The organism is Agromyces sp. GXS1127 (genome assembly GCF_050565425.1).
Lineage (GTDB): Bacteria > Actinomycetota > Actinomycetes > Actinomycetales > Microbacteriaceae > Agromyces.
The window spans coordinates 1-22,192 of record NZ_JBOCIG010000011.1 but is presented as its reverse complement, the minus strand read 5'-3'; the positions used below and the strand labels follow the sequence as shown (position 1 = coordinate 22,192).

At 72.8% G+C, this 22,192-nt stretch carries 17 protein-coding genes and 1 rRNA gene; 9 read left to right on the top strand and 9 right to left on the bottom strand.

Annotated features, from left to right (window positions below):
• Positions 1-57: 57 nt before the first annotated feature.
• From ACQ393_RS16930 to ACQ393_RS16920, 3 genes are all read left to right on the top strand, one after another.
• Complete coding sequence (locus tag ACQ393_RS16930) at positions 58-735, top strand: TetR family transcriptional regulator (protein ID WP_430648035.1); 678 nt, start codon at positions 58-60, stop codon at positions 733-735.
• A gap of 188 nt (positions 736-923) precedes the next feature.
• The gene (locus ACQ393_RS16925; RefSeq protein ID WP_430648034.1) at positions 924-1,949 is read left to right on the top strand and encodes an ATP-binding cassette domain-containing protein; all 1,026 of its coding nucleotides are present in this window, start codon (positions 924-926) and stop codon (positions 1,947-1,949) included.
• Positions 1,946-3,694, top strand: coding sequence for an ABC transporter permease (locus ACQ393_RS16920; protein WP_430648033.1), 1,749 nt, complete (start codon positions 1,946-1,948; stop codon positions 3,692-3,694). Before ACQ393_RS16925 ends, ACQ393_RS16920 begins: the two co-directional genes overlap by 4 nt.
• Before the next feature lie 83 nt (positions 3,695-3,777).
• On the opposite strand, the gene ACQ393_RS16915 is transcribed toward ACQ393_RS16920, so the two are convergent.
• On the bottom strand, positions 3,778-4,497 hold the full coding sequence (locus ACQ393_RS16915; protein WP_430648032.1) for a demethylmenaquinone methyltransferase: 720 nt from the start codon (positions 4,495-4,497) through the stop codon (positions 3,778-3,780).
• Positions 4,498-4,699: 202 nt separating this feature from the next.
• Here ACQ393_RS16915 and ACQ393_RS16910 point away from each other — a divergent pair, with 202 nt between their 5' ends.
• Entirely contained in the window at positions 4,700-4,984 is a 285-nt protein-coding gene (locus ACQ393_RS16910; protein WP_430648031.1) for a DUF427 domain-containing protein, read from the top strand.
• A 108-nt stretch (positions 4,985-5,092) separates the two neighbouring features.
• On the top strand, positions 5,093-6,397 hold the full coding sequence (locus tag ACQ393_RS16905) for an isochorismate synthase (RefSeq protein WP_430648030.1): 1,305 nt from the start codon (positions 5,093-5,095) through the stop codon (positions 6,395-6,397).
• 85 nt (positions 6,398-6,482) lie between these two features.
• Here the strand turns inward: ACQ393_RS16905 and ACQ393_RS16900 are convergent, their stop codons facing one another.
• The 3 genes from ACQ393_RS16900 to ACQ393_RS16890 all read right to left on the bottom strand — a co-directional run bounded on the left by ACQ393_RS16900 (position 6,483) and on the right by ACQ393_RS16890 (position 9,933).
• Positions 6,483-7,307, bottom strand: a complete 825-nt coding sequence (locus tag ACQ393_RS16900; protein ID WP_430648077.1) for a PPK2 family polyphosphate kinase — start codon at positions 7,305-7,307, stop codon at positions 6,483-6,485.
• Positions 7,308-7,556: 249 nt separating this feature from the next.
• Positions 7,557-9,500, bottom strand: a complete 1,944-nt coding sequence (gene menD / locus ACQ393_RS16895) for a 2-succinyl-5-enolpyruvyl-6-hydroxy-3-cyclohexene-1-carboxylic-acid synthase (RefSeq protein WP_430648029.1) — start codon at positions 9,498-9,500, stop codon at positions 7,557-7,559.
• Entirely contained in the window at positions 9,493-9,933 is a 441-nt protein-coding gene (locus ACQ393_RS16890; RefSeq protein WP_430648028.1) for a PLDc N-terminal domain-containing protein, read from the bottom strand. The genes menD and ACQ393_RS16890 overlap by 8 nt, the downstream gene beginning before the upstream one ends.
• A gap of 74 nt (positions 9,934-10,007) precedes the next feature.
• Here ACQ393_RS16890 and ACQ393_RS16885 point away from each other — a divergent pair, with 74 nt between their 5' ends.
• Both ACQ393_RS16885 and ACQ393_RS16880 read left to right on the top strand, forming a co-directional pair.
• Positions 10,008-10,289 (top strand): DUF4229 domain-containing protein, encoded by a 282-nt coding sequence (locus ACQ393_RS16885; RefSeq protein ID WP_430648027.1) that lies wholly within the window; start codon positions 10,008-10,010, stop codon positions 10,287-10,289.
• Positions 10,290-10,323: 34 nt separating this feature from the next.
• Positions 10,324-10,566 carry a hypothetical protein gene (locus tag ACQ393_RS16880; RefSeq protein WP_430648026.1) on the top strand — a complete coding sequence of 81 codons (243 nt, stop codon included), beginning with the start codon at positions 10,324-10,326 and terminating at the stop codon, positions 10,564-10,566.
• Here ACQ393_RS16880 and ACQ393_RS16875 read toward each other — a convergent pair.
• The 3 genes from ACQ393_RS16875 to ACQ393_RS16865 form a co-directional block, all read right to left on the bottom strand.
• Positions 10,563-11,591, bottom strand: coding sequence for a 1,4-dihydroxy-2-naphthoate polyprenyltransferase (locus tag ACQ393_RS16875; RefSeq protein ID WP_430648025.1), 1,029 nt, complete (start codon positions 11,589-11,591; stop codon positions 10,563-10,565). The two genes, ACQ393_RS16880 and ACQ393_RS16875, sit on opposite strands and share 4 nt — an antisense overlap.
• A 22-nt stretch (positions 11,592-11,613) precedes the next feature.
• Complete coding sequence (locus ACQ393_RS16870) at positions 11,614-12,804, bottom strand: AMP-binding protein (protein ID WP_430648024.1); 1,191 nt, start codon at positions 12,802-12,804, stop codon at positions 11,614-11,616.
• Between the two features lie 85 nt (positions 12,805-12,889).
• The gene (locus tag ACQ393_RS16865; protein WP_430648023.1) at positions 12,890-13,822 is read right to left on the bottom strand and encodes a 1,4-dihydroxy-2-naphthoyl-CoA synthase; all 933 of its coding nucleotides are present in this window, start codon (positions 13,820-13,822) and stop codon (positions 12,890-12,892) included.
• Positions 13,823-13,866: 44 nt separating this feature from the next.
• On the opposite strand from ACQ393_RS16865, the gene ACQ393_RS16860 reads away from it, so the two are divergent.
• Together ACQ393_RS16860 and ACQ393_RS16855 are read left to right on the top strand one after the other, a co-directional pair.
• Positions 13,867-14,868, top strand: a complete 1,002-nt coding sequence (locus ACQ393_RS16860) for an o-succinylbenzoate synthase (RefSeq protein WP_430648022.1) — start codon at positions 13,867-13,869, stop codon at positions 14,866-14,868.
• Between the two features lie 170 nt (positions 14,869-15,038).
• Positions 15,039-15,473 carry a hypothetical protein gene (locus tag ACQ393_RS16855; protein ID WP_430648021.1) on the top strand — a complete coding sequence of 145 codons (435 nt, stop codon included), beginning with the start codon at positions 15,039-15,041 and terminating at the stop codon, positions 15,471-15,473.
• A gap of 138 nt (positions 15,474-15,611) precedes the next feature.
• On the opposite strand, the gene pulA is transcribed toward ACQ393_RS16855, so the two are convergent.
• Positions 15,612-21,866, bottom strand: coding sequence for a pullulanase-type alpha-1,6-glucosidase (gene pulA, locus ACQ393_RS16850; protein ID WP_430648020.1), 6,255 nt, complete (start codon positions 21,864-21,866; stop codon positions 15,612-15,614).
• Between the two features lie 250 nt (positions 21,867-22,116).
• A 5S ribosomal RNA gene (gene rrf / locus ACQ393_RS16845) occupies positions 22,117-22,192 on the bottom strand; the annotation flags it as partial.

Below are 22,192 nucleotides of genomic sequence, written 5' to 3'. Positions count from 1 at the left end.
AGCGACGCCGTCGTCGACCCTTGACGAGGTGGTGAACGCGTGTTTACCATAGTGAACATGCGTTCACCGCTGTCGCAGGACACCGCCGACCTCACCTCCCGGGCGAGGGTGCGGGACGCGGCGATCCTCCGCTTCGCGAGCGACGGATTCGACGTCGGCCTTCGCGCCATCGCGAACGACGCCGGCGTCAGCGCGGCCATGATCGTGAAGCTCTTCGGCTCGAAGGGCGGGCTGCGCGAGGCGTGCGACGAGCACGTGTTCGCCGTCGTCCGCGAGAGCAAGACCGAGGTGCTCGGCGGCCAGGGCGCACCCGGTGCGTTCATCGGCCAGCTCGCCCGCATGGAGGCCTACCGGCCGATGATCGCGTACACCCTGCGCAGCATCCAGGCCGGGGGCGAGCACGCGCGCGAGTTCATCGAGCACATGGTGGCCGACGCACTGGCGTACGTCGCCGCGGGCGTCGAGGCCGGCAGCATCGTGCCGAGTCGCGACGAGGAGGCGCGCGTGCGGTTCCTGCTGGGCGCGACGCTCGGCACCCTGCTCATCGAGCTGTCGATGAACCCCGACCCGAAGGCGATCGAGACCGGCGAGTTCTGGGACCGGGCGCTGAGCCGGCTCACCCTGCCCGCGCTCGAGATCTACACCGAGGGCTTCCTCATGGACCGCACGCTCCTCGAGACCTACCTCCTCTACATCCCCGACCCCCCGGAGCGGGCAGCGGGCACCGTCGCCTGACACGACCCGGTCCATCGCGACCGTTCGCCTCGCGCCCATCACGCACCCCCGCATCCGTGCGCCTCGCGCGACGCCGTTCGCACCGCACCCGCGCGTGTCGCACCGCAGTCGCGCACCGCGCACTCGTGCACCGCGCACCGGCTCCATCCACCGCACCGCGCCATCCATCGATCGGAAAGCAGACCATCATGTCCACCCTCATCCAGCACATCGACCGCGCCGACCAGGCCGGTCCCGCCATCCGCACCGCCGGGCTGCGCAAGCGCTTCGGCTCGGTCACCGCGCTCGACGGCCTCGACCTCGAGGTCGCCCGCGGCGAGGTGCACGGCTTCCTCGGGCCGAACGGCGCGGGCAAGTCGACCACCATCCGCATCCTCCTCGGGCTCCTCCGCTCCGACGGCGGCGAGGCCGAACTGCTCGGCGGCGACCCCTGGGCCGACGCCGTCGAACTGCACCGTCGCCTCGCGTACGTGCCCGGCGACGTCGAGCTCTGGCCGAACCTCACCGGCGGCGAGGCCATCGACCTCCTCGGCCGCCTGCGCGGCGGCGTCGACCGGAAGCGGCGCGACGAGCTCTGCGACCGGTTCGACCTCGACCCGCGCAAGAAGGGCCGCACCTACTCCAAGGGCAACCGCCAGAAGGTCGCCCTCATCGCGGCGCTCGCGAGCGACGTCGAGCTGCTGCTCCTCGACGAGCCCACGTCGGGGCTCGACCCGCTCATGGAGGCGGTGTTCCAGGCCTGCATCCGAGAGGCGAAGGATGCCGGTCGGACCGTGCTGCTCTCGAGCCACATCCTCGCCCAGGTCGAGGTCCTCGCGGACCGCATCTCGATCGTCCGGCAGGGACGCATCGTCGAGACCGGCAGCCTCCGCGACCTCCGGCACCTGACCCGCACGAGCGTGTCGGCGATCGTCGACCGGCCGGCCGATGCGATCGCCGCGCTGCCCGGCGTGCACGAGCTGCGGAGCGAGGGCGGGCAGGTCGTGTTCGAGGTCGACGGCGAGGCGATGCCCGCGGTCGTCCGAGAGCTCGCCGCGCTCGGCGTGACCGGCCTCACGGCCACGCCGCCGACGCTCGAGCAGCTCCTGCTGCGGCACTACGGCGACCGGATCGACGACGACGCCGCCGGCGCGGCCGGCACGGATGCCGCGGGCACGGCCGGCACGGCCGCCGGCGGCGCGGCCGCGGCATCCTCGATGGAGGTGGCACGATGACCACCGACCGACTCGCGACCGTGACCGACGGCGCGACCACGACGGGCCGGCTCGGCAGCGGCGACACCGGGGCGCCGAGCACACGGCGAGCGCGAGGCATCCGTCCCACGGCCCGGGAGCCGCGACCGGTCGCCGACCGCGGCACGCTCACCGGCACCGGCCGACTGCTCCGCTTCATGCTGCGGCGCGACCGGATCCGGCTCCCGTCCTGGACGCTGGGCCTCACCGCTCTGCTCGCCTACTTCGCCAACGCGCTGCAGCTCGTCTTCCCGACGGCCGCCGACCTCGAGGCGTTCAGCGCGTTCTCGTCGAACCCGGCCGCGGCCCTGCTCATGGGCCCGGGATTCGGCGACGCCGAGCCGACGCTCGCCGTGTTCCTCACCAGCACGTACGGGCTGTACCTCATCATCGGCGCGGCGCTCATGAGCATCCTCACCGTGGTGCGGCACACCCGGCTCGAGGAGCAGTCGGGGCGCGCCGAGCTCGTGCGCGCGAACGTGATCGGGCGCCACGCGCCGCTCACGGCCGCCCTCGTCATGGCCGCGCTCATGAACGTGGTCGTCGCGATGCTCATGACGCTGCTGCTCATCGGACTCGGGTTCGACCCGGCCGGGTCGGCGGTGTTCGGCGCGAGCGTCGGTGCCGCGGGCCTCGCGTTCGCGGGCATCACGGCCACGACCGTGCAGCTGACCTCGTTCCCGCGCACCGCCTCGGGGATCGCGGGCGCCGTCCTCGGCGCGGCGTTCCTCGTCCGCGGGCTCGGCGACATGTCGACCGCGCAGGGGGGCGACCTGGGCTGGCTGACCTGGCTCAGCCCGATCGGCTGGTCGCAGCAGGCAGCGCCGTTCATCGACGACGCCTGGTGGGCGCTCGCGATCTCGATCGGATGCTTCGCGCTCTTCGCCGCACTCGGATACGCGCTCGCCGCGCGCCGCGACCTCGCCGCCGGGCTCGTCGCCCCGCGCCGCGGGCACGCCTCGGCACCCGCGTGGCTCTCGAGCCCGTTCGCTCTTGCCGTGCGGCTGCAGCGGGCGAGCCTCATCGGATGGACGGCGTCGCTGTTCGCGGGCGGCATCGTCTACGGCGCCTTCACGCAGGCGATGCTCGAGGGCTTCGCCGACGCGCCGCCCGAGCTGCTCGTGCTGTTCGGCGGCGAGGAGGACCTCCTCACCGGCTACCTCGGCATGATGGGGCTGCTGTTCGCGCTGACGTCGACGATCTACGCCATCCTCGCGATGCAGTCGGTCAAGTCGGAGGAGACCGACGGTCGCACGGAGGCCGTGCTCGCGGCATCCGTCGGCCGACCCGGCTGGCTCGGGTCGTGGCTCGCGGCGACCGCGCTCGGCGTGGTGCTGCTGCTCGTCTCGGCCGGACTCGGCACCGCGATCGGCGCGGCCGTCAGCACGGGCGAGGGCGAGCTCTTCGGCGACGTGTTCCTCGGGCACGTCGCCCACGCCCCCGCCGTGTGGGTGACGCTCGCGATCGCGGCCGCGCTCTACGGCGCGGTGCCGCGACTCGTGGCGCTCACGTGGTTCGTGTTCGGGTACGCGTTCCTGCTCGGCTTCTTCGGCCCGCTGCTCGACGCGCCCGACTGGGCGGTCGACCTCTCGCCGTTCGAGCACATCGGCGAGTACCCGGGCGAGGAGCTGTCTGGCGTGGCGATCATGGTCCTCACGGGGATCGCGGCGGCGCTGGGCGCGGCGTCCCTCGCGCTCTTCCGGCGGCGGGACCTGATCACGGCGTGACGCCGCTGCGCGCGGCCGGGCGGCTTCGGCCGGCCGGCCGCGTCGGCGCGCGGCGCGCGGCGCGCGGCGCGGGCCCCGAGCGCTCAGGCGTCGACGGCCTCGAGCGGCTTCCGCGCGCGGTGCAACGCGACGATGCCCGCCGTGAGGTTGCGCCACGCGACATCCGCCCACCCGGCCTCGCGGATCCAGCCGGCGAGCGTCGGCTGGTCGGGCCACGCGTTGATCGACTCGTTGAGGTAGTCGTAGGCGTCGTCGTTCGAGCTCGACAGCTTCACGAGCGGCGGCATGACGACCTTCTGGTAGAGGTCGTAGCCCGCGCGCACGACGCCCGCCGGAGGGTGCGAGAACTCGCACACCACGAGGCGCCCGCCGGGCTTCGTCACCCGCAGGAACTCGGCCAGCGCGACCCTCGGCTCCTTCACGTTGCGCAGGCCGAACGAGATCGTCACGGCGTCGAACTCGGCGTCGCCGAACGGCAGCCGCATCGCGTCGGCCTCGACGAACACGAGGTTCGCCACGTGCGCCTGGCGGCGGCGCCCGACCTCGATCATGCCCGGCGAGAAGTCGGCGGCGACGACGCTCGCACCCGACTTCGCGAGGCTCGCGCTGGAGGTGCCGGTGCCCGCCGCGACATCCAGGATGCGCTCGCCCGGCTTCGGCGCGACCGCCTTCGTCGTGGCGACGCGCCACAGCGCGGCGTTGCCGACCGAGAGCACCGCATTGGTGCGGTCGTAGCGCGCCGCGACCCGGTCGAACATCGCCGAGACGTCACGGGGGTCCTTGCCGAGGTCTGCGCGCGTCATGCCCCGAGTCTACGGTCGGGCGGCTGGGCGGCCCCGGTGAGGTGTGGCCGGCGGCCGCGCCACCGGCGGACCGGGAACCTGAGAGTTTCCATGCATCGGGATGGAACTGCCGCCGGACGGCGTTGAATCGTGGTGGACGGCGCGGATGCGCCATCCGCTCGGAGCTGAAGCTCGAGACGCTCGTAGGAAGGAACAGCTGGGCATGAAGGCGATCTGGAACGGCACGGTCATCGCGGAGTCCGACGACACGGTCGTGGTGGAGGGCAACCACTACTTCCCGCGTGAGGCGATCCGCCCCGAGTTCTTCGTCGCGAGCGACAACCGCACCGTGTGCCACTGGAAGGGCACCGCGAACTACTTCCACGTCGAGGTCGACGGCCAGCGCAACCCGAACGCCGCCTGGACCTACAACACCCCGTCCGACGCCGCCGCGGAGATCCGCGAGCACGTCGCCTTCTGGCACGGCGTCGACGTGGTCCCGGCCTGAGGCCGCGAACCTGGCCGTCCGCGTCCGACCGCGAGGCGCGGCCCGCGGGCGGCCGCCCCGACACACGTGCGTGAATCGCCCCGGCACCCTCCGGCGTAGGCTGGTCCGGTGACGCGAACGGATGCCGCGGCGCCTCCCGCCGCCGACACGAGCTTGCGCGTCCGCACCGTCGCGGTCGACGAGACCGCGCCACTCGTGCCCCGGCTCGACCCGCGGCATCCGCTGCTGTGGATGCGCCGAGCGGAGGGCATCATCGGCCTCGGCGAAGTGCTGCGCATCGAGACGCACGGGCCCGATCGGGTCGCCGATGCGGCGCGCGAGTGGCGACGGGTGACGGCCGCCGCGGACGTCGACGATCGCGTCGGCCTCCCCGGCAGCGGGCTCGTCGCCTTCGGCGCGATCGCCTTCGCGGACGAGTCGGCGGCGACGAGCGTGCTCGTCGTGCCCGAGATCGTGCTCGGCCGCCGCGACGGACGGGCATGGGTCACCCGGATCGAACTCGTCGACGAGGCATCCGCTGCGCCGCCCGCCCCGGTCGAGCTGCCCGCGCCCGCGCCGAAGCGCGACGTGCCGCGCGTGCGGTTCACGCCCGGCGCCATGCCTCCCGAGGCATACACCGAAGCCGTCGCCGAGGCGGTCCGCCGCATCGACCGCGGGCGCTTCGAGAAGGTCGTCCTCGCACGCGAGGTCGTCGGCACCCTCCATGAGGACGCCGGCCTGCGCGCCGCGCTCGCGAAGCTCGCCGACGACTACCCCGACACGTGGGTGTTCGCCGTCGACGGGCTCATCGGCGCCAGCCCGGAGACGCTCGTGCGCGTCGACCACGGAACGGTCTCGGCACGCGTGCTCGCCGGCACCGCCTCGCGCGGAGCGGACGCGGCATCCGATCGGGACCAGGCCGCGCGCCTCGCGGCCTCGCCCAAGGACCTCGCCGAGCACGCGCTCGCGGTCGAGAGCGCGGTCGCGACGCTCGCGCCGCACACCGCGCGGCTCGACGCGAGCCCGGAGCCGTTCACGCTGCAGCTGCCGAACCTCTGGCACCTCGCGACCGACCTCAAGGGCACGCTCGGCGACGGCTCGAGTGCGCTCGACCTCGTGCGCGCGGTACATCCGACCGCCGCGGTCGCGGGCACGCCGCGCGGCGTCGCGCTCGCGGCGATCGCCGAGCTCGAGGGCTTCGACCGGGGCCGGTACGCCGGGCCGGTCGGCTGGGTCGACGCCGACGGCGACGGCGAGTGGGCGATCGCGCTGCGCTGCGCGCAGGTGTCGACGGATGGAACGGTGCGCGCGTATGCCGGCTGCGGCATCGTCCACGATTCGGTACCGGCCGACGAACTCGCCGAGACCGACATGAAGTTCCGGCCGATCGTCGAGGCGTTCGGCGCCCCGCCGCCGTCGCCTCCGGTGCCGTAGGCGCGGGTCGCGGCGACGTCCGCCCGCCGCCGCGCGCCCGCCGGCCCGCCGCCGCGGGCCCGCCGGCCCGCCGCCGCGCGCCCGCTCAGCCCGCCGCGAGCCGCGCCTTCTGCTGCTCGATGTCGTAGTCGGCGACCGGCCAGTCGAGCTTCATCCCTTCGAGCGCGTCGATCAGCAGGTGCTGCACCGCGAGCCGCGCGTACCACTTGTGGTCGGCGGGCACGACGTACCAGGGCGCGTGGGGCGTCGTCGTCCGGTCGAACACCGTCTGGTACGCCTCGCGGTACTTCGGCGCGAGCATCCGCTCGTCGATGTCGCCCGGGTTGAACTTCCAGTGCTTGTCGCGCCGCTCGAGCCGCTTGAGGAGGCGGTCCCGCTGCTCGTCCATCGAGATGTGCAGCATGACCTTGATGATGACGGTGCCGGATGCCGCGAGCTCGGCCTCGAACTCGTTGATCGCGTCGTACCGCCGCTCGATCTCCTCCGGCGGGGCGAGCTCGCGGACGCGTGCGATGAGCACGTCCTCGTAGTGCGACCGGTCGAACACGCCGACCATTCCGGCCTCCGGAACCTCCTTGCGGATGCGCCACAGGAAGTCGTGCGCCAGCTCCTCCTCGGTGGGCTTCTTGAAGGTCGCCAGCTGCACGCCCTGCGGGTCGACCGCGCTCATCACGTGCTTGACGATGCCGCCCTTGCCCGCGGTGTCCATCGCCTGCAGCACCAGCAGGATGCGGCGCGGGTCGTCGCCCATCTGATGGCCGGCGAACAGCTGCTCCTGCAGTTCGGCGAAGATGCCGGCGCCGACGTCGAGCGACTTCTCCGCCTCCTTCTTCTTCCCCTCGAACCCCGGCGTACTGCCCGTGTCGACGTCGGCGAGCACGAAGTCCTGCCGCACGCGCAGCACGTCCATCGGGTCGCTCGCCCAGTACTTCTCCAGCCCCACGGCGCTCCCTTCGCGGCCGCGTCCGCCGCGGCGCTCCCCCATCATCGGGGCCGAGCGGATGCCACGGCAAGGGGTCGCCGTCCCTCCTGCTCCCAGGCACCCTTACCTTTCTCAGGAACGACACGCCGCGGGCCGCGGTTCGCGGTTCGCCCGGCGTGTATTCCTGAGAAACGAGCGGAACGGCCGATCCGTTCCCGAGGACAGTACTGGGCCGGGTCAGCGTGGGAGGCGGACCTCGAGGAGCGTCGGGCCCGTGACCGCCGTGCCGAGGGCCTCGTCGAGCTCGCCGCGCGTCGCGGCGCGACGGTACTCCCAGCCGTACGCGGTCGCGAGCGCCGCGAAGTCGACCGACTGCGGCGTGTACTGCACGCGGTCGAAGGCATCGGCCGGGGCGGATGTCGCGACCTCGAGCGCATCGAAGATCGTGCCGCCGCCGTCGTTGCCGACGATCACCAGCACGCGCGGGCGGGTCTCGCCGGCGCCGATGAGCAGCGAGCCGGCGTCGTGCAGGAGCGTGAGGTCGCCGATCAGCGCGCGCGTGGTGCCACTCGCGGAGCGATGGACCGATGGCGCCGTGCCAACCGATGCGGTCGCCTCGTCCTCCCTCGCCACGGAGCCCGGCTCCGCCGCGCCCGCCGCGGTCGTGCCCGGCGGCGGGGACTGGCTCGCGACCGCGATGCCGATCGCGGTCGCCACCGTCCCGTCGATGCCCGCGAGCCCGCGATTGGCGTGCACGGGGATGCGCCGCCCCGGCACGTTGCGGTCGGCATCGCGGATCAACCGCGAGGCGCCGAGCACGAGCCGGTCGTGCGGCCAGGTCGCCGCCCACAGCGACTCGACGAGCATGCGCCGATCGATCGGCTGCCGGATGCGCGCGAGCTGATCCTTCAGGTACGCCCGCTGCGCGGCGTAGTCGCTCACGTGCCCGGTCTCGTCCACGCCGTCGCGCAGCCCGCCGGCGCGGCCGACGCCTCCGTCGCCGACGCCGGCGCCGTCGCCGACCGCGCCCGCGCCCGCCGCCTCGTCCCGCCGATCGAGCAGGATCCGGCTGGCCCGCACCCACCGCCCGGTCCACGCGCGCTCGTCGGCCGTCGGCTCGTGCGGCTCGACGGTCACGGCGCGCTCGAACCGGTCGACCGCGTGTCCCGGGTCGAACCACTCGATGCCCCAGGGCGCCACCGCGATCGTCTCGACGCCGTCGCGCTGCACGAGCCCCGGCACCTCGCGCGACAGCGTCGGATGCCCGAACACGATCGCCCGCTCGACCTGATCGCCGAACCCCGGCTCGCGCAGCAGCTCGCGATACGCGACCACGAGGTTCGGCCCGAACCGCGCCCCGCTCGTCACCTCGGCGAGCAGCGGCCACCCGCCCGCACGGGCGACCCCCTCGGCCTCCGGTCCCGCGCCGGCGCCCGCGATCACCACGGTGCGCGGTCCGTGCGCGACGCGCGCGGCGCCGAACTCAGACCTGCCCGACCGGCCCGCGCCCCGCGCGGCCGCGGCGATCGAGACCACGGATGCCGCGGCCTCCGCTCGCACCGACGGCGCCGCGTCGAGCGACTCGGCCGACGAGAGCGGCTCCCGGTACTGCAGGTTCAGGTGCACCGGGCCGGGCCCGGGATGCGGCACGAGCACGCCGTCGCCGTCGACGCCGAGCGCGGCGCGGACGGCCTCGCGTGCGAGGTGCGCCGCGGCATCCGCCTCACCCGCCCGCCCCGCGGGCGGCGCGACGTCGCGCTCGAGGCGCACCGCCCCGGCGAAGATGCCGGGCTGCACCGTGGTCTGGTTCGAGCGGATGCCGCGGAGCTCGGCCGGGCGGTCGGCGGTCGCGACGATGAGCGGCACGCCCGCGTGGTGCGCCTCGAGCACCGCGGGGTGCAGGTTGGCGACGGCGGTGCCCGAGGTCGTGACGACGACGGCCGGCCGGCCGGTCTCGACGGCCAGCCCGAGTGCCAGGAACCCGGCACCGCGCTCGTCGATGCGCACGTGCAGGCGGATGCCGCCGACGCGTTCGAGCTCCGCCGCGGCGAGCGCGAGCGCCTGCGACCGCGACCCGGGCGCGACGACCACGTCGGTCACGCCCGCGCGCACGAATTCGGAGAGCAGCGCGAGGGCGGCTGCGGTGGCGGGACTCGCGACCGTGCGGGCGGCCTCAGCCATTCGGCAGACCCGAGGGTCCGGCATCGCCGGGGCCGTCGGTGCCGTCCTTGCGACGGCGGTCGGTGCCGAGCGCGTCGTCGGGACGCGGACCCGACTCGTCGCCGCCGAGCTCCTGGTCGAGCTGCTCGAGCTCCTGCTCGAGGCGGCGGATGCGCTCCTCGTGCTCGGCATCGGCGCGCAGCCGTCGGAGGAAGTCGGGGTCGTCGTCGGGCGCGTTGCTGTGCGGGTTCGTCCGGCCGACGCGGATGGCGCGGCCGCGACCCACGATGAACCACAGCGCCGCACCGATGACGGGCACGAGCAGGATCACCACGATCCACCAGCCGCGCGGAAGACCACGGATGCGGGTGCGATCGAAGAGCGCGCAGTCCACCGCCGCGTAGATCGTGAAGACCACGGCGGCGACACCGGCGATCAACCAGAGGCGGACCATGCACCGATTCTAGGCGTGTCGCATCACGTTCGGCTGGGAGCGAGCACCCAGACGGCGCCGCCTACACTGATCGGGTGAACGCCCTCCCCGTCTGGCTCCGCTACACGCTGCTGCGCGTGCTCCTCTTCGCCGCACCGCTCGTCGTGCTCCTGGTCGCGGGCGTCACGCCGTGGATCGCCGTGCTCGTCGCCGCGCTCTTCGGGTTCAGCGCGTCGCTCATCTTCCTCCGCAAGCAGCGCGAGGCGCTCGCGCAGGACCTCTACGCCGCGCGCCACCGCGAGCAGCCGGTCGTCATGGCCGACGACGAGGCCGAGGACGCCGCGGTCGACGAGGCGGAGCAGCGCCGGGCCGAGTAGGCGCGCCGGCGGCGTCGATCGCCGAGGGGGCGACGTGCAGCCCCGCGGCATCCGTCACCGGTTCGAGCGCACGCCGCCCCGCGGCATCCGTCACCGGTTCGAGCGCACGCCGCCCCGCGGCATCCGTCACCGGTTCGAGCGCACGCCGCCCCGCGGCATCCGTCACCGGTTCGAGCGCACGCCGCCCCGCGGCATCCGTCACCGGTTCGAGCGCACGCCGCCCCGCGGCATCCGTCACCGGTTCGAGCGCACGCCGCCCCGCGGCATCCGTCACTAGTACGCGAACGCGAGCCCCATGCCGATGCCGTAGGCGAGGGCCGTCAGGCTCGCGAGCTGCAGGCCGATGATGAGCTCGCGCGGCGTGCGCGCCCAGCCGACGATGACGCACGCCGGGATCGCGGCGAGCAGCGCGAACAGCACGAGCCAGGCCGGCGGGTAGAGCAGCGCCCAGACGACGGTGATGCCGAACGGCACGAGCATGAAGACCGCGAACAGGATGCGTCCGACGAGCGGGCCGACGAGTACGGCGAGGGTGCGCTTGCGCGCGAGGCGGTCCTGCTCGACGTCGCGGAGGTTGTTCGCCATGAGCACGGCGCACGCGATGAGGCCGACGCCGACGCCGCCCGTCCACGACTCGAGGTTGACGTCGAGCGCCTGCACGTAGGTCGATCCGGCCGTCGCGACGAGCCCGAAGAACACGAAGACGAACAGCTCGCCGAGACCGAAGTACCCGTAGGGCCGCCTGCCGCCCGTGTAGAACCAGGCCGCGACGATCGCGGCGGCGCCGACCGCGAGCAGCCACCACTGCTGCGTGATCACGACGAGCGCGAGGCCGGCGACCGCCGCGACGCCGAAGAACGCGAGCGCGACCGCGAGCACCCGCTTCGGTGACGCGGCGCCCGAGCCGACCAGCCGCGCCGGGCCGACCCGGTGCTCGTCGGTACCGCGCACGCCGTCGGAGTAGTCGTTCGCGAAGTTCACGCCGACCTGCAGCGCGAGCGCGACGACGAGCGCGAGGACCGCGCGCCACGGATGGAACGGCTCGTCGAGGTAGCCGAGCAGCACGACCGCGGCGCCCGTGCCGAGCGCGACCGGCGCGATCGCGAGCGGAAGGGTGCGCAGGCGCGCGCCGCCCACCCAGTCGCGGAACGTCGCCGGCCCGCGCTGCGCGCGGGGGGCTCCCGCGGCGACCTTCGCCGGGTTGCCGGAGCGCCCGTTCGTGCGGGACTTCGACGGCTTGGCGGCCTGGTCGGGTCGAGCGGACTCGGCTGACTGCGTGCGCTGGGTCTTCGGGCGTGCCACCCCGACATGCTATTCCGCGCGCCTATGCACCGGCTCCGCCGGCCGCGCCGCCGACGGCGGCTCGGGCGAGGGCGGATGCCGCGACCCGGTCGGGCTTGCCCGAGGCGAGTCGCGGCAGCTCGTCGACCACCACGACGCGCACGGGTCGGCCGGCGGGCGGCAGCCCCGCGGCATCCGTCGCCGCACGCAGCGCGTCGAGCGCGCCCGGCGCAGGCGCGCCCGCACCGGCGCCGACGACCGCGGCCCGCTCGCCCCACTCGGCATCGGGTACCGCCACCACGACGGCGTCGGCGAATCCGTCGACGCCGTGCACCGCGCGCTCGACCTCTCCGAGCACGACCTTGACGCCCCCCGAGTTCATCACGTCGTCGGCGCGACCGGTGATGCGCAGCCGGCCGTCGTCGCGGATCGAGCCGAGGTCGCCGGTGCGGTACCAGCGACGCCCGTCGGCGTCGAGGGCGAAGGCGCGCGCCGTGCGTTCGGGGTCGTCGAGGTAGCCCTCGGCGAGCATCCGTCCGGCCAGCTGAACCTCGCCGTCGACGATGCGCACGTCGACGCCGGGCAGCGGGGTGCCGTCGTAGACGCATCCGCCCGCGGTCTCGCTGGCCCCGTAGGTGCGATGCACGCACGCGCCGAGGGCGGCGGAACGCTCGACGAGACCCGTCGGGGCGGCCTGGCCGCCGAGCAGGATCGCCTCGAACGAGCCCAGCGCCGCGCGAACCGAGCGGTCGGCATCTGCCGCCTCGACGAGGCGCGCGAGCTGCACGGGCACGAGCGAGGTGAACCACGGCCGGTCCGGGTCGAGGGTGCGGGCCGCCGCGACGAACGCCTCCGGCGTGAACCCGCCCGCGGGCATGACCGCCGGTTCGGTGCCGGCGACGAGCGAGCGCACGAGCACCTGGATCCCCGCGATGTACGTCCCCGGGAGCGCGAGCAACCACTGTCCGTGCACGCCGCCGAACCACGCCGAGGTCGCCCCTGCGCTCGCGCGGAGCGCGGCACCCGAGAGCGCCACGCGCTTCGGCCGGTCGGTCGATCCGCTGGTCTCGACGACCACGGCGACCTCGTCGTCGACGAGCGTCTCGATCGGATCCGTCGGTTCGACCTCCCCGTGGATCGGCAGCACGGCGAGCCCATCGAGGAGCACCGCCTCGCGCAGCTGCGCCACCAACCGCGGCACATCACCGGCCGGAACCCGGATGAGGGGTTTCATCGCGACCCGTGTAACCGGGAGATGCGGTTGCGCACCGCCGAGGCACCGGGGCCGCCCGGCCAGTGCAGGTCGCCCGACCCCCCGCTCAGTAGTGCCACGGGAACGCACCCCAGTCGGCGTCGCGCTTCTCGAGGAACGAGTCGCGTCCCTCGACCGCCTCGTCGGTGCCGTACGCGAGCCGGGTCGCCTCCCCCGCGAACACCTGCTGGCCGACGAGCCCGTCATCGACCGCGTTGAACGCGAACTTCAGCATGCGGATCGCCGTCGGCGACTTCGTGAGGATCGTGCGCGCCATCGCGATCGCCTCGCGCTCGAGGTCGGCGTGCGGCACGACCCGGTTCACGGCGCCCATCTCGTACGCACGGTCGGCCGAGTACTCCTCGGCGAGGAAGAACACCTCGCGCGCGAACTTCTGCCCGACCTGGCGGGCCATGTACGCCGACCCGTATCCGGCGTCGAAGCTGCCGACGTCGGCATCCGTCTGTTTGAACCGCCCGTGCTCGCGGCTGGCGATCGTGAGGTCGCAGACGACGTGCAGCGAGTGGCCGCCGCCGGCCGCCCAGCCCGGCACGACCGCGATGACGACCTTCGGCATGAACCGGATGAGCCGCTGCACCTCGAGGATGTGCAGGCGCCCGGTGGATGCCGCGGCCGCGGGATCGCGGACGACCTCGCCCTCGGCGGCCGAGTACTGGTAGCCGTCACGGCCGCGGATGCGCTGGTCGCCGCCGGAGCAGAACGCCCAGCCGCCGTCCTTCGGGCTCGGCCCGTTGCCGGTGAGCAGCACCACGCCGATGCGCGGGTTCGTGCGGGCGTCCTCGAGCGCGCGGTACAGCTCATCGACCGAGTGCGGGCGGAACGCGTTGCGCACCTCCGGCCGGTCGAACGCGATGCGCGCGATGCGGCCGTCGATCGAGTGGTGATAGGTGAGGTCGGTGAAACCGGCTCCGCCGGTGACGGATGCCGCGGCATCCGTCCACTCGCTCGGATCGAACAGCTCCGACACCTCGACTGCCATGGCGTCCAGCCTACTTCCGGCCGACCGGGTGGCAGACTCGTCGCATGAGCGCCGTCGCCCTGCCGCCCCTGCACGACCTGCTCGCGACCGCACGCGTCGTCGCGCTCCCGCTCGTCACTCGATTCCGGGGCATCGACGTTCGCGAGGCGCTGCTGCTCGAGGGCCCGGAAGGATGGACCGAGTTCTCGCCCTTCGCGGAGTACGACGACGACGAGGCCGCCACCTGGCTCGCCGCCGCGATCGACTTCGGCTGGAATCCGACCCCGGCCGCGCACCGCGACCGTATCCCGGTGAACGCGACCGTGCCCGCCGTCGACGCCGACGAGGTGCCGGCCGTGCTCGAGCGGTTCCCGGGGTGCCGCACCGCGAAGGTCAAGGTCGCGGCATCCGACCGGCCCCTCGAGCAGGATGTCGCGCGCGTGCGCGCCGTGCGGGCGGCGATGGGCCCCGAGGGGCGCATCCGCGTCGACGCGAACGGCGGGTGGAACATCGACGAGGCCGAGCACGCGATCCACGCGCTCGCGCCCTTCGACCTCGAGTACGTCGAGCAGCCGTGCGCGAGTGTCGGCGAGCTCGCCGAGATCCGCACGCGCACGAAGTACATGGGCATCCCGATCGCGGCCGACGAGAGCGTGCGCCGCGCCGGCGACCCGCTCGCGGTCGCCGCGGCCGGCGCCGCCGACCTCCTCGTCGTGAAGGCCGCGCCGCTCGGCGGCATCCGTCGCGCCCTGGACATCGTCGAGCGTGCCGGCCTGCCCATCGTCGTCTCCAGCGCGCTCGACACGAGCGTCGGGCTCGCGATGGGGGCGCACCTGGCCGCCGCCGTTCCCGTGCTCGTGTACGACTGCGGCCTCGGCACGGCCTCGCTGCTCGCGGCGGATGTCGCGGGGGAACCGCTGCGGCCGAGCGGCGGCGCGATCGAGGTCCGGCGCGTCGAGCCCCACTCCGAGCTGCTCGACCGGTACGCCGCCGACGGCGACCGCACGGCGTGGTGGATCGCACGGCTCGAGCGCTGCCACGGCGTGCTCGCCGGCGAAACCGCCTGATCAACAGTCGGATCGGATGAACCAGGGAAGCTGAGGAATGCCCCCGATTCTGGGGGTGTCGGGCCGGCGAACTCGGGGAGGACCCTGAGTCCATCAGCGTCGATCGGGTGCATCCTCGGATGCGGCGGACGGTCGACGGCCGTTCCAACCCGAATCGAAGTGGAGTGACCATGATCTCGAGGACCATGACCAACATCGGCGCCGGCATCGGCCTGGCCGCCGCGATCACGCTCGGCAGCGGCATGGCCGCGTACGCGCACGACTGCTACATCCCCAACCGTTCGGCCCAGGGCAATGCCGGCGTCTCGCACTCGAAGGCCTGGTTCACGCTGTACATTCCGGACGCCCTCGCGGGAGACGTCGAGAACGGCGTGATCACGTCCGAGCAGGCGGAGTGCATCTTCGAGCTGTACACCGCGGGCGGCGGGCCCGAGGTCGTCTCGATCATGGGCAAGGGGGCCGTGGGCCAGGACGGCCTCATCGGCGCGAGCAACCCGAACGAGTGGCTGATGTCGAACGGCAAGGGCGTCGACCACTTCTTCGACACCTTCGGCGGCCTGATCTTCGGCAGCTACGAGGAGTGCGGCGCGTCCTTCCCGGCGTGACCGCCTCCGCAGGTGTGAGGCGGTGTCCGGCGGCGGGGGAACCCGCCGGACACCGCGCACGGCCCGCAGTCCCGATTTCGGGGCTGCGGGCCGCGGAGTTCGAGCGGAGCAGCGCACACCGACTCCGCCCGAACGAGCTCAGTCGATGCCCGAGTCGCCGCGAGCGACGACGGCCCCTGGGCGCCGCAGGCGGGGTGCGGTGATGATCACCGCGGCCGCCAGGGCAGCCAGCGCGAGCAGCCCGACGAGCACGGCCTGCGTGCCCGTGAGCCCCAGCGCGCCCACCACAGTGAGCGGGGTCGCCACCTCGACACCGGATGCCACGCCGACGAGCCGGACGTGGTGCCCCTCGAGCTCGGTGCCCTCGGGGACGGCCACGTCGAACGCGACCGTCCCGTCGGCTCCGGCCGACTGCGCCTGGAGGAGCTGCGGAGTCGAGTGCAGCCAGACCTGCACGAGTTCGCCCGGCTCGAAGCCGGAGCCCGCCACCCCGAGCGTCGAGCCCGCCTGAACCGAGCCGGCGCTGAGGCGAACGATCGGCGCGGTGGCCGCCGCGGTGCGCTCGGCGCCGTCGGCGGGAGCCGCGGCATCCGGCGTCGTGGCGGCGGTCGACCCGGAGGTCGCGCGGGGCTTGCCCTTCCCGGCGCCGGGGCCCGTGACCTTCTGGTCGTCGACGAGCACGGCGGCCGTGCGCGCCGGGATCGTCAGCGTCCCGGTCTTCGCCTTCCACTTCGTCTCCTTGACCACCTCGTCGACACCGGTCTGCAGCGGCTTGGCGAGCGTGAAGTCACGGCCGGCGAGCCCGTCGATCGCCTCGGTGATCGGCTCGCCCGAGGCATTGAACACGACGAGCGCACCCTCGAGTGCCTGGTCGACGTCCTCGCCGACCAGGTCGTCGATGAGCATCACGATGAGGCCGTCCGTGGCATCCGCCCCACTGTTCGGGAACGACACCTTCTGCTCGATGAGCTCGGCCGAGCCCAGCTGCAGCAGGTCGACGCTCGAGCGCACGCGCAGGAGGTCGAGCGCGGACGCCTCGGCCGCGGCGATGTCCTCGGCGGTCGGCTTCAGCGCCGGGTCGGCCAGCAGCTCCGCCATGACCGGCCAGTGGTCCTCGTTGTCGGCCTGCATCGGCAGGCCCGACCCGAAGGTCGACTCCTGGCCGGTCCAGTCGATCCGGTTGAACCAGTCGCCCGAGTTGTAGCTGTTGCGGTCGAGCGACTTCGAGCGGAGCAGCTCGGTGCCGGCGTGCCAGAACGACGGGCTCTGCGAGAACGTCACGGTCGCGAGCGACAGCGTGTTCATGCGGATCCGGTCGGCCATCGACGTCTCCTGCGGGAGCTTCAGCACCCCGAGGTCGAAGAGCGTCTCGTTGTCGTGCGCATCGACGTAGTTGATGACCTCGTCGGGCTCGTCGGCGTACCCGGCGGGCGCGCCGTTGTAGTCGACCTCGGCGCCGGTCTTCACCACGCCGTCGTACCCGGTGAACTCGAAGTCGCGCAGGTTGCCCGCGAGGCCGATCTTCACGAGGTCGGTCTGCTGGCCCAGGTTCCGAACCTGATCGGCGGACCGCGTCGGCAGGCCGTTCGGCTCGCCCGCGAGGCCGGTGCCGAAGCCCTGCTCGTACTTCGAGTCGCCCGCGACCGGGCTGCCGCCGTGCACGCCGTCGCGCAGCCGGTCGTTGAACGTCGCGATGCCGGTGCCGCCGAGCTGACCCTGCGTGGCCTGCACGAACCTGGCGTTGTCCGCGACCTCGCCGAAGTTCCAGCCCTCCCCGTAGAGGAACACCGCCGAGCCGTCGACGCCGTCCTCGGCGAGCGTGAGCTCGTCGAGCGCGGCGCGCACCGCCAGCAGGTTGTCCTTCGAGTGGTGGCCCATCAGGTCGAACCGGAAGCCGTCGACCTTGTACTCCGTGACCCAGAGCACGGTCGAGTCGACCATGAGCTTCTCGGCGACGGCGTGCTCGGTCGCGACGTTCTGGCAGCACGTCGAGGTCTCGACGCCGCCGGTGGCGTTCAGGCGGTGGTAGTACCCGGGCACGACCCTGTCGAGCACCGACTTCTCCCCCTGGCCCGACTGCGCCGTGTGGTTGTAGACCTCGTCGAGCACGACCTGGAGACCCGTGGCGTGCAGCGCACCGACCATCTCGCGGAACTCGGCGACGCGAGCGCCGCCCTCGGGGTCGACCGCATAGGAGCCCTCGGGCGCCTGGAAGTGGTACGGGTCGTAGCCCCAGTTGAATCCGTCGAGGTCGCGGATCCCCTCGATGCAGGCCTGCTGCTCCGCCGACGCCGGACCGAACGACTCGAGGTCGCAGTCGGGGGTCGCCTGCTGGTCGCGGCGCTCCTCGATCGTCGCGATGTCGAAGGTGGGCAGCAGGTGCACCGTGTTGATGCCGGCCGCGGCGAGCTCGCGCAGCTGCGCGGTGCCCGCGCTGTCGCGCGTGAAGGCCCGGTAGGTGCCGCGCTCCGCCTCGGGCACCGTCTCATCGGTGATCGAGAAGTCGCGCACGTGCAGCTCGGTGATCGCCCGGTCGACCTGTCGGTCGACGACGGGTGCGGGCGTCTCGGCCCACAGCTCGGGCGCGAGCGACTCGTCGTCCAGGTCGACGACGACGGTGCGTGCCGAGTTCACGGTGAGCGCGACCGAGTACGGGTCGGTCACCGAGTTCAGCTCGACCTGCCCGGTCGAGGTTGCGTAGACCTCGACGAGCCAGCGGTACTCGTCGCCGGCGTCGACGCCGTCGGCCACCGACCAGGCACCGGATGCCGCGTCGAACGTCGCGGGCAGCACCTGCGGGTCGCCCGTCGAGCCCGCGTCCCAGACCTGCGCGGAGACCGACTTCGCGGTCGGGGCCCACACCGTCAGGGTGGGCGCGCCGTCGTCGAACGAGGCACCGAGCGCAGCGGATGCCACGCCCTCGGCGTAGAGGTCGTCGAGCACGCCCGGTAGCTGCACGCCGGTCATCGCGGTCAGGGCGTCGCCCTGCCGCTGCGCGACCTGCAGCTCACCGGTGACGAGCTCGGCCACCGCAGCCCGGTCCAGGCCGACGGGACGCAGGGCGACGTAGCTCGCGAGGTGCGGGAACTTCGCCGTGAGCGCCTCGCCGATGCCGGCGGTGTCGACGGCGAGCTCGACCGACTCGTCTGCGCCGGTCACGGCGCCGTCGGCGCTGCCGAGCCCGCCGGTCCCCGCGAACTCGAGCGTGTACGCGAGATCGGCCGCGTTCGCACCGCCGAGGAGCGACGCCGGCCAGGCGAGCGTCTCGGCATCGAGCCAGTAGGCCCGCTGCTGACCGGTGCCGGCGAGCGGCGGGTCGGCGACGACGACCTCGAGCACGTGGGTCTCGAGCGTGTACCGGAAGGTGACGAACTCGCCGTCCTTCGCGACGACGAACGAGATGTTGCCGCCGTTGCGGACGCCGTCGGCGCCGTAGTTCTCATCCCACGAACGGCCGTGCGCGACCTTCACCTCGTACGCGCCGGCCGGCAGGCCGTCGGTCGAGAACTCGTACACGCCGTCCTTGTCGCCGTCCTGGGCGAACGTCGCCATGCAGTCGGGCTGCCAGTCGCCGGGGCATCCGAGCTCGGACTGCAGGTTGCCCGGAAGGGTCACGATCGGACCTTCGGCGGTCGACGAGAACACCTTGGTGCGCGGGTCCCAGTAGAAGGTGACGGGGCCGCCGGCGGTCGTGTACGTCACGTTCGCGCCGCCCTCGGCGCCGTTCGCGCCGTAGTTGAGGTCCCAGCTCCCGTTGATCGCGACCTTGTACTCCCAGGTGCCGGCGGGGATGTCGAACGTGCCCTCGTAGATCCCGTCGGCGCGCTCGGTGAGCTTCGCCGCCTCGCAGCCGGGTGCCCAGTCGCCCGCGCAGCCCATCTCCGAGTTGTGGCTGCCGGGAATCGTCACGAGGTCGATCTCGGTCTCCGGCTGCTCCTCGACGACGAGGTTCACCGCGTTGCCGATCGAGGCGTAGGTGGATGCCGCGGCACGCTGCCCCGCGGCATCCGTCGAGATCGCGCGGTACTCGACGAGCGTGCCCGGGGCGAGCCCGGTCGTGTCGTGGAACACGCGCGGCGTGGTGTCCTCGGCGGTGCCGAGCGACGTCCAGTCGGCGGAGCCGGCGACGCGCCAGGCGAAGCTCGTCTCCTGCCAGGTGGCGTCGTCGACGTCGGCCGAGACCGGCGTGATGCCGGTGACGCCGGCGCCCGCTGCGGGCATATCGACCGTGATGGCGGATGCCGCCTCGGGGGCGGTCACCTGCCGGTCGGCCTTCAGCACCACGGCGCCGAGCGCCGGCACGGTGACGGATGCCACGCCCTCGCCGTTCGCGGTGACGGCGTCGCCACCGCCGTACAGCACCTCGAACGCGCCATCCGCCGTCAGCGTGGGCACGTCGACGGCCTTCGCCTCGGTCGCGTTGTTCACCGCGACCAGGTACTCGACCTTCTCGTCACGGTCGACGCGGCTGAACGCGTACACGCCCGCGCCGTCGGCGACGTAGCGCTCGATCTGCGCGCCCTGCTCGAGCGCCGGGTGCGCCTCGCGCAGCTCGGCGAGGGCCGCGATGTGCGTGTAGAGCGGCGCGTCGGTGCCGTAGCGGTCGACGCTGCCGGCGTTCTCGCCCGTGACGAGCGGCTGGTTCACGTACTCATCGACCTGGCTCGCGAAGAGCGTCTGCCGGGCGTCCTTGTCGCCGCCCGTGCCGGCGAAGCCCTGCTCGTCGCCGTAGTAGACGACCGGCTGGCCGCGCGTGAGGTACATGAGCTCGTGCGCGAGCTCGTCTCGCTGCAGCGCGGTGTCGCCGGAGTTCGCGAGGAAGTAGCCGATGCGGCCCATGTCGTGGTTGCCGAGGAAGGTCGGCAGCGCCGTCGCCGAGGAGTCCGGCGTCGTGTACCAGTCGTCACCCGCGAACAGCGACTGCAGGTTCTTCGCCGAGTTGCCGGCGGCGAACGAGACGGCCTGCGACTGGAAGGTGAAGTCGAGCACCGAGTTCATGTCGGTCTTGCGCACGTACGGCGAGAGCTTCACCGGGTCGGCGTCGTAGACCTCGCCGAACATGAAGAAGTCGGGCTTACCGGTGGCGTGGGCGTAGTCGAGGACCTCGGTCGACCACTTCTCCCAGAACTCGAAGTTCACGTGCTTGGCGGTGTCGATGCGGAAGCCGTCGATGCCGAGGTCGACCCAGTCCTGGTAGACCTGCACGAAGCCGTTCACGACGGTCGGGTCCTCGGTCATGAGGTCGTCGAGGCCGACGAAGTCGCCGAAGGTGACCGACTCGCCGGTCCAGGTCGAGTCGCCGCGGTTGTGGTAGACGGTCGGGTCGTTGAGCCACGCCGGGACCTTGACGTCCGCCTCCTCGGCCGCGATCGTCGGCGTGTACGGGAAGCTCGTCGCCGGGTCGAGGTCGGGGAAGTCGGGGCTTCCCGCGACCGTGCTCGGGTCGAACACGTTCCCGGCCGCGTCACGGTAGGGCGAGGTGGCCTTGTCGATGTACGAGTACTGGCCCTCCTCGTACGAGATCACGTCGGCCGTGTGGTTGGTGATGATGTCGAAGTAGACCTTGATGCCCTTGGCGTGCGCCTCGGCGATCAGCGCCTCGAGCTCGGCGTTCGTGCCGAGGTGGGGGTCGATCTGGGTGAAGTCGGTGATCCAGTAGCCGTGGTAGCCGGCCGACGCGTTCGCGCCCTCGCCCTGCACCGGCTTGTTCTTGAAGCTCGGCGTGAACCAGATCGCGCTGGTGCCGAGGCCCGCGATGTAGTCGAGGTTGTCGCGGATGCCCTGGATGTCGCCGCCGTGGTAGAAGCCCTTGTCGGTGGGGTCGAAGCCGTGGTCGAGACGGTCGCCGGCGATGCCCGCGGTGTCGTTCGACGCGTCGCCGTTGGCGAAGCGGTCGGTCATGACGAAGTAGAAGTTCTCGGTGCTGCCCGGCTGACGAACGGGTGCGGCCACGAGTGCGGCATCCGCCTGCTCGTCGTAGCCGCCGGCGGTGCTCAGCAGCTCGAGGCCGACGCGCTTCTGGGCGTCGTCGAACACGACGCGCACGTCGGTGTCGCCCGCGACGGTCAGCGGGATGTTGTCGCCGCCGCCGTTCAGGCCCCAGCTCGCGTCCCACGTGTCGTTCGCGGCCACCTTGTACTCGTACGAGCCCGCGGGAACCGTGAACTCGGCGGCGTACAGGTCCGGGGTGTCGGTCGGCAGCAGGTGCGTCGCCTCGCAGGCCGGCTGCCAGTCCTCCGAACAGCCGAGTTCGCTCTGCAGCGAACCGACGAGCGCGAACGTGTCGCCCTCCTCGGCCGCCGCCGCGAGGGGAACGACCGCGAGAACGGATGCCGCGACGGCGCCCGTGATCCCCGATGCCACCCATGTCCGAGCACGCGCCCGTTGCGTCATCCTTGACTCCCGATTCCGGCACGACGACGTGCCACTGACATTGGGAGCGAACGTACCAGCGGGAAGGACCTTAATGCAAGCGCTTACACTCGGTGCCTGGATCCGCGGACCAGGGCCGCATGAGGACGGGGCGCCGCAGGGTCGATGCGCCCCGATCGGGTGACGAAATCGCTTGCACTCTCGCCGTGCGCGACACGGCCGGTGAACGCAGAAGAGCCGCCCATCTCTGGGCGGCTCTTCTGGAATGGTTGTCCGGCGGTGTCCTACTCTCCCACAGGGTCGCCCCTGCAGTACCATCGGCGCTGCGAGTCTTAGCTTCCGGGTTC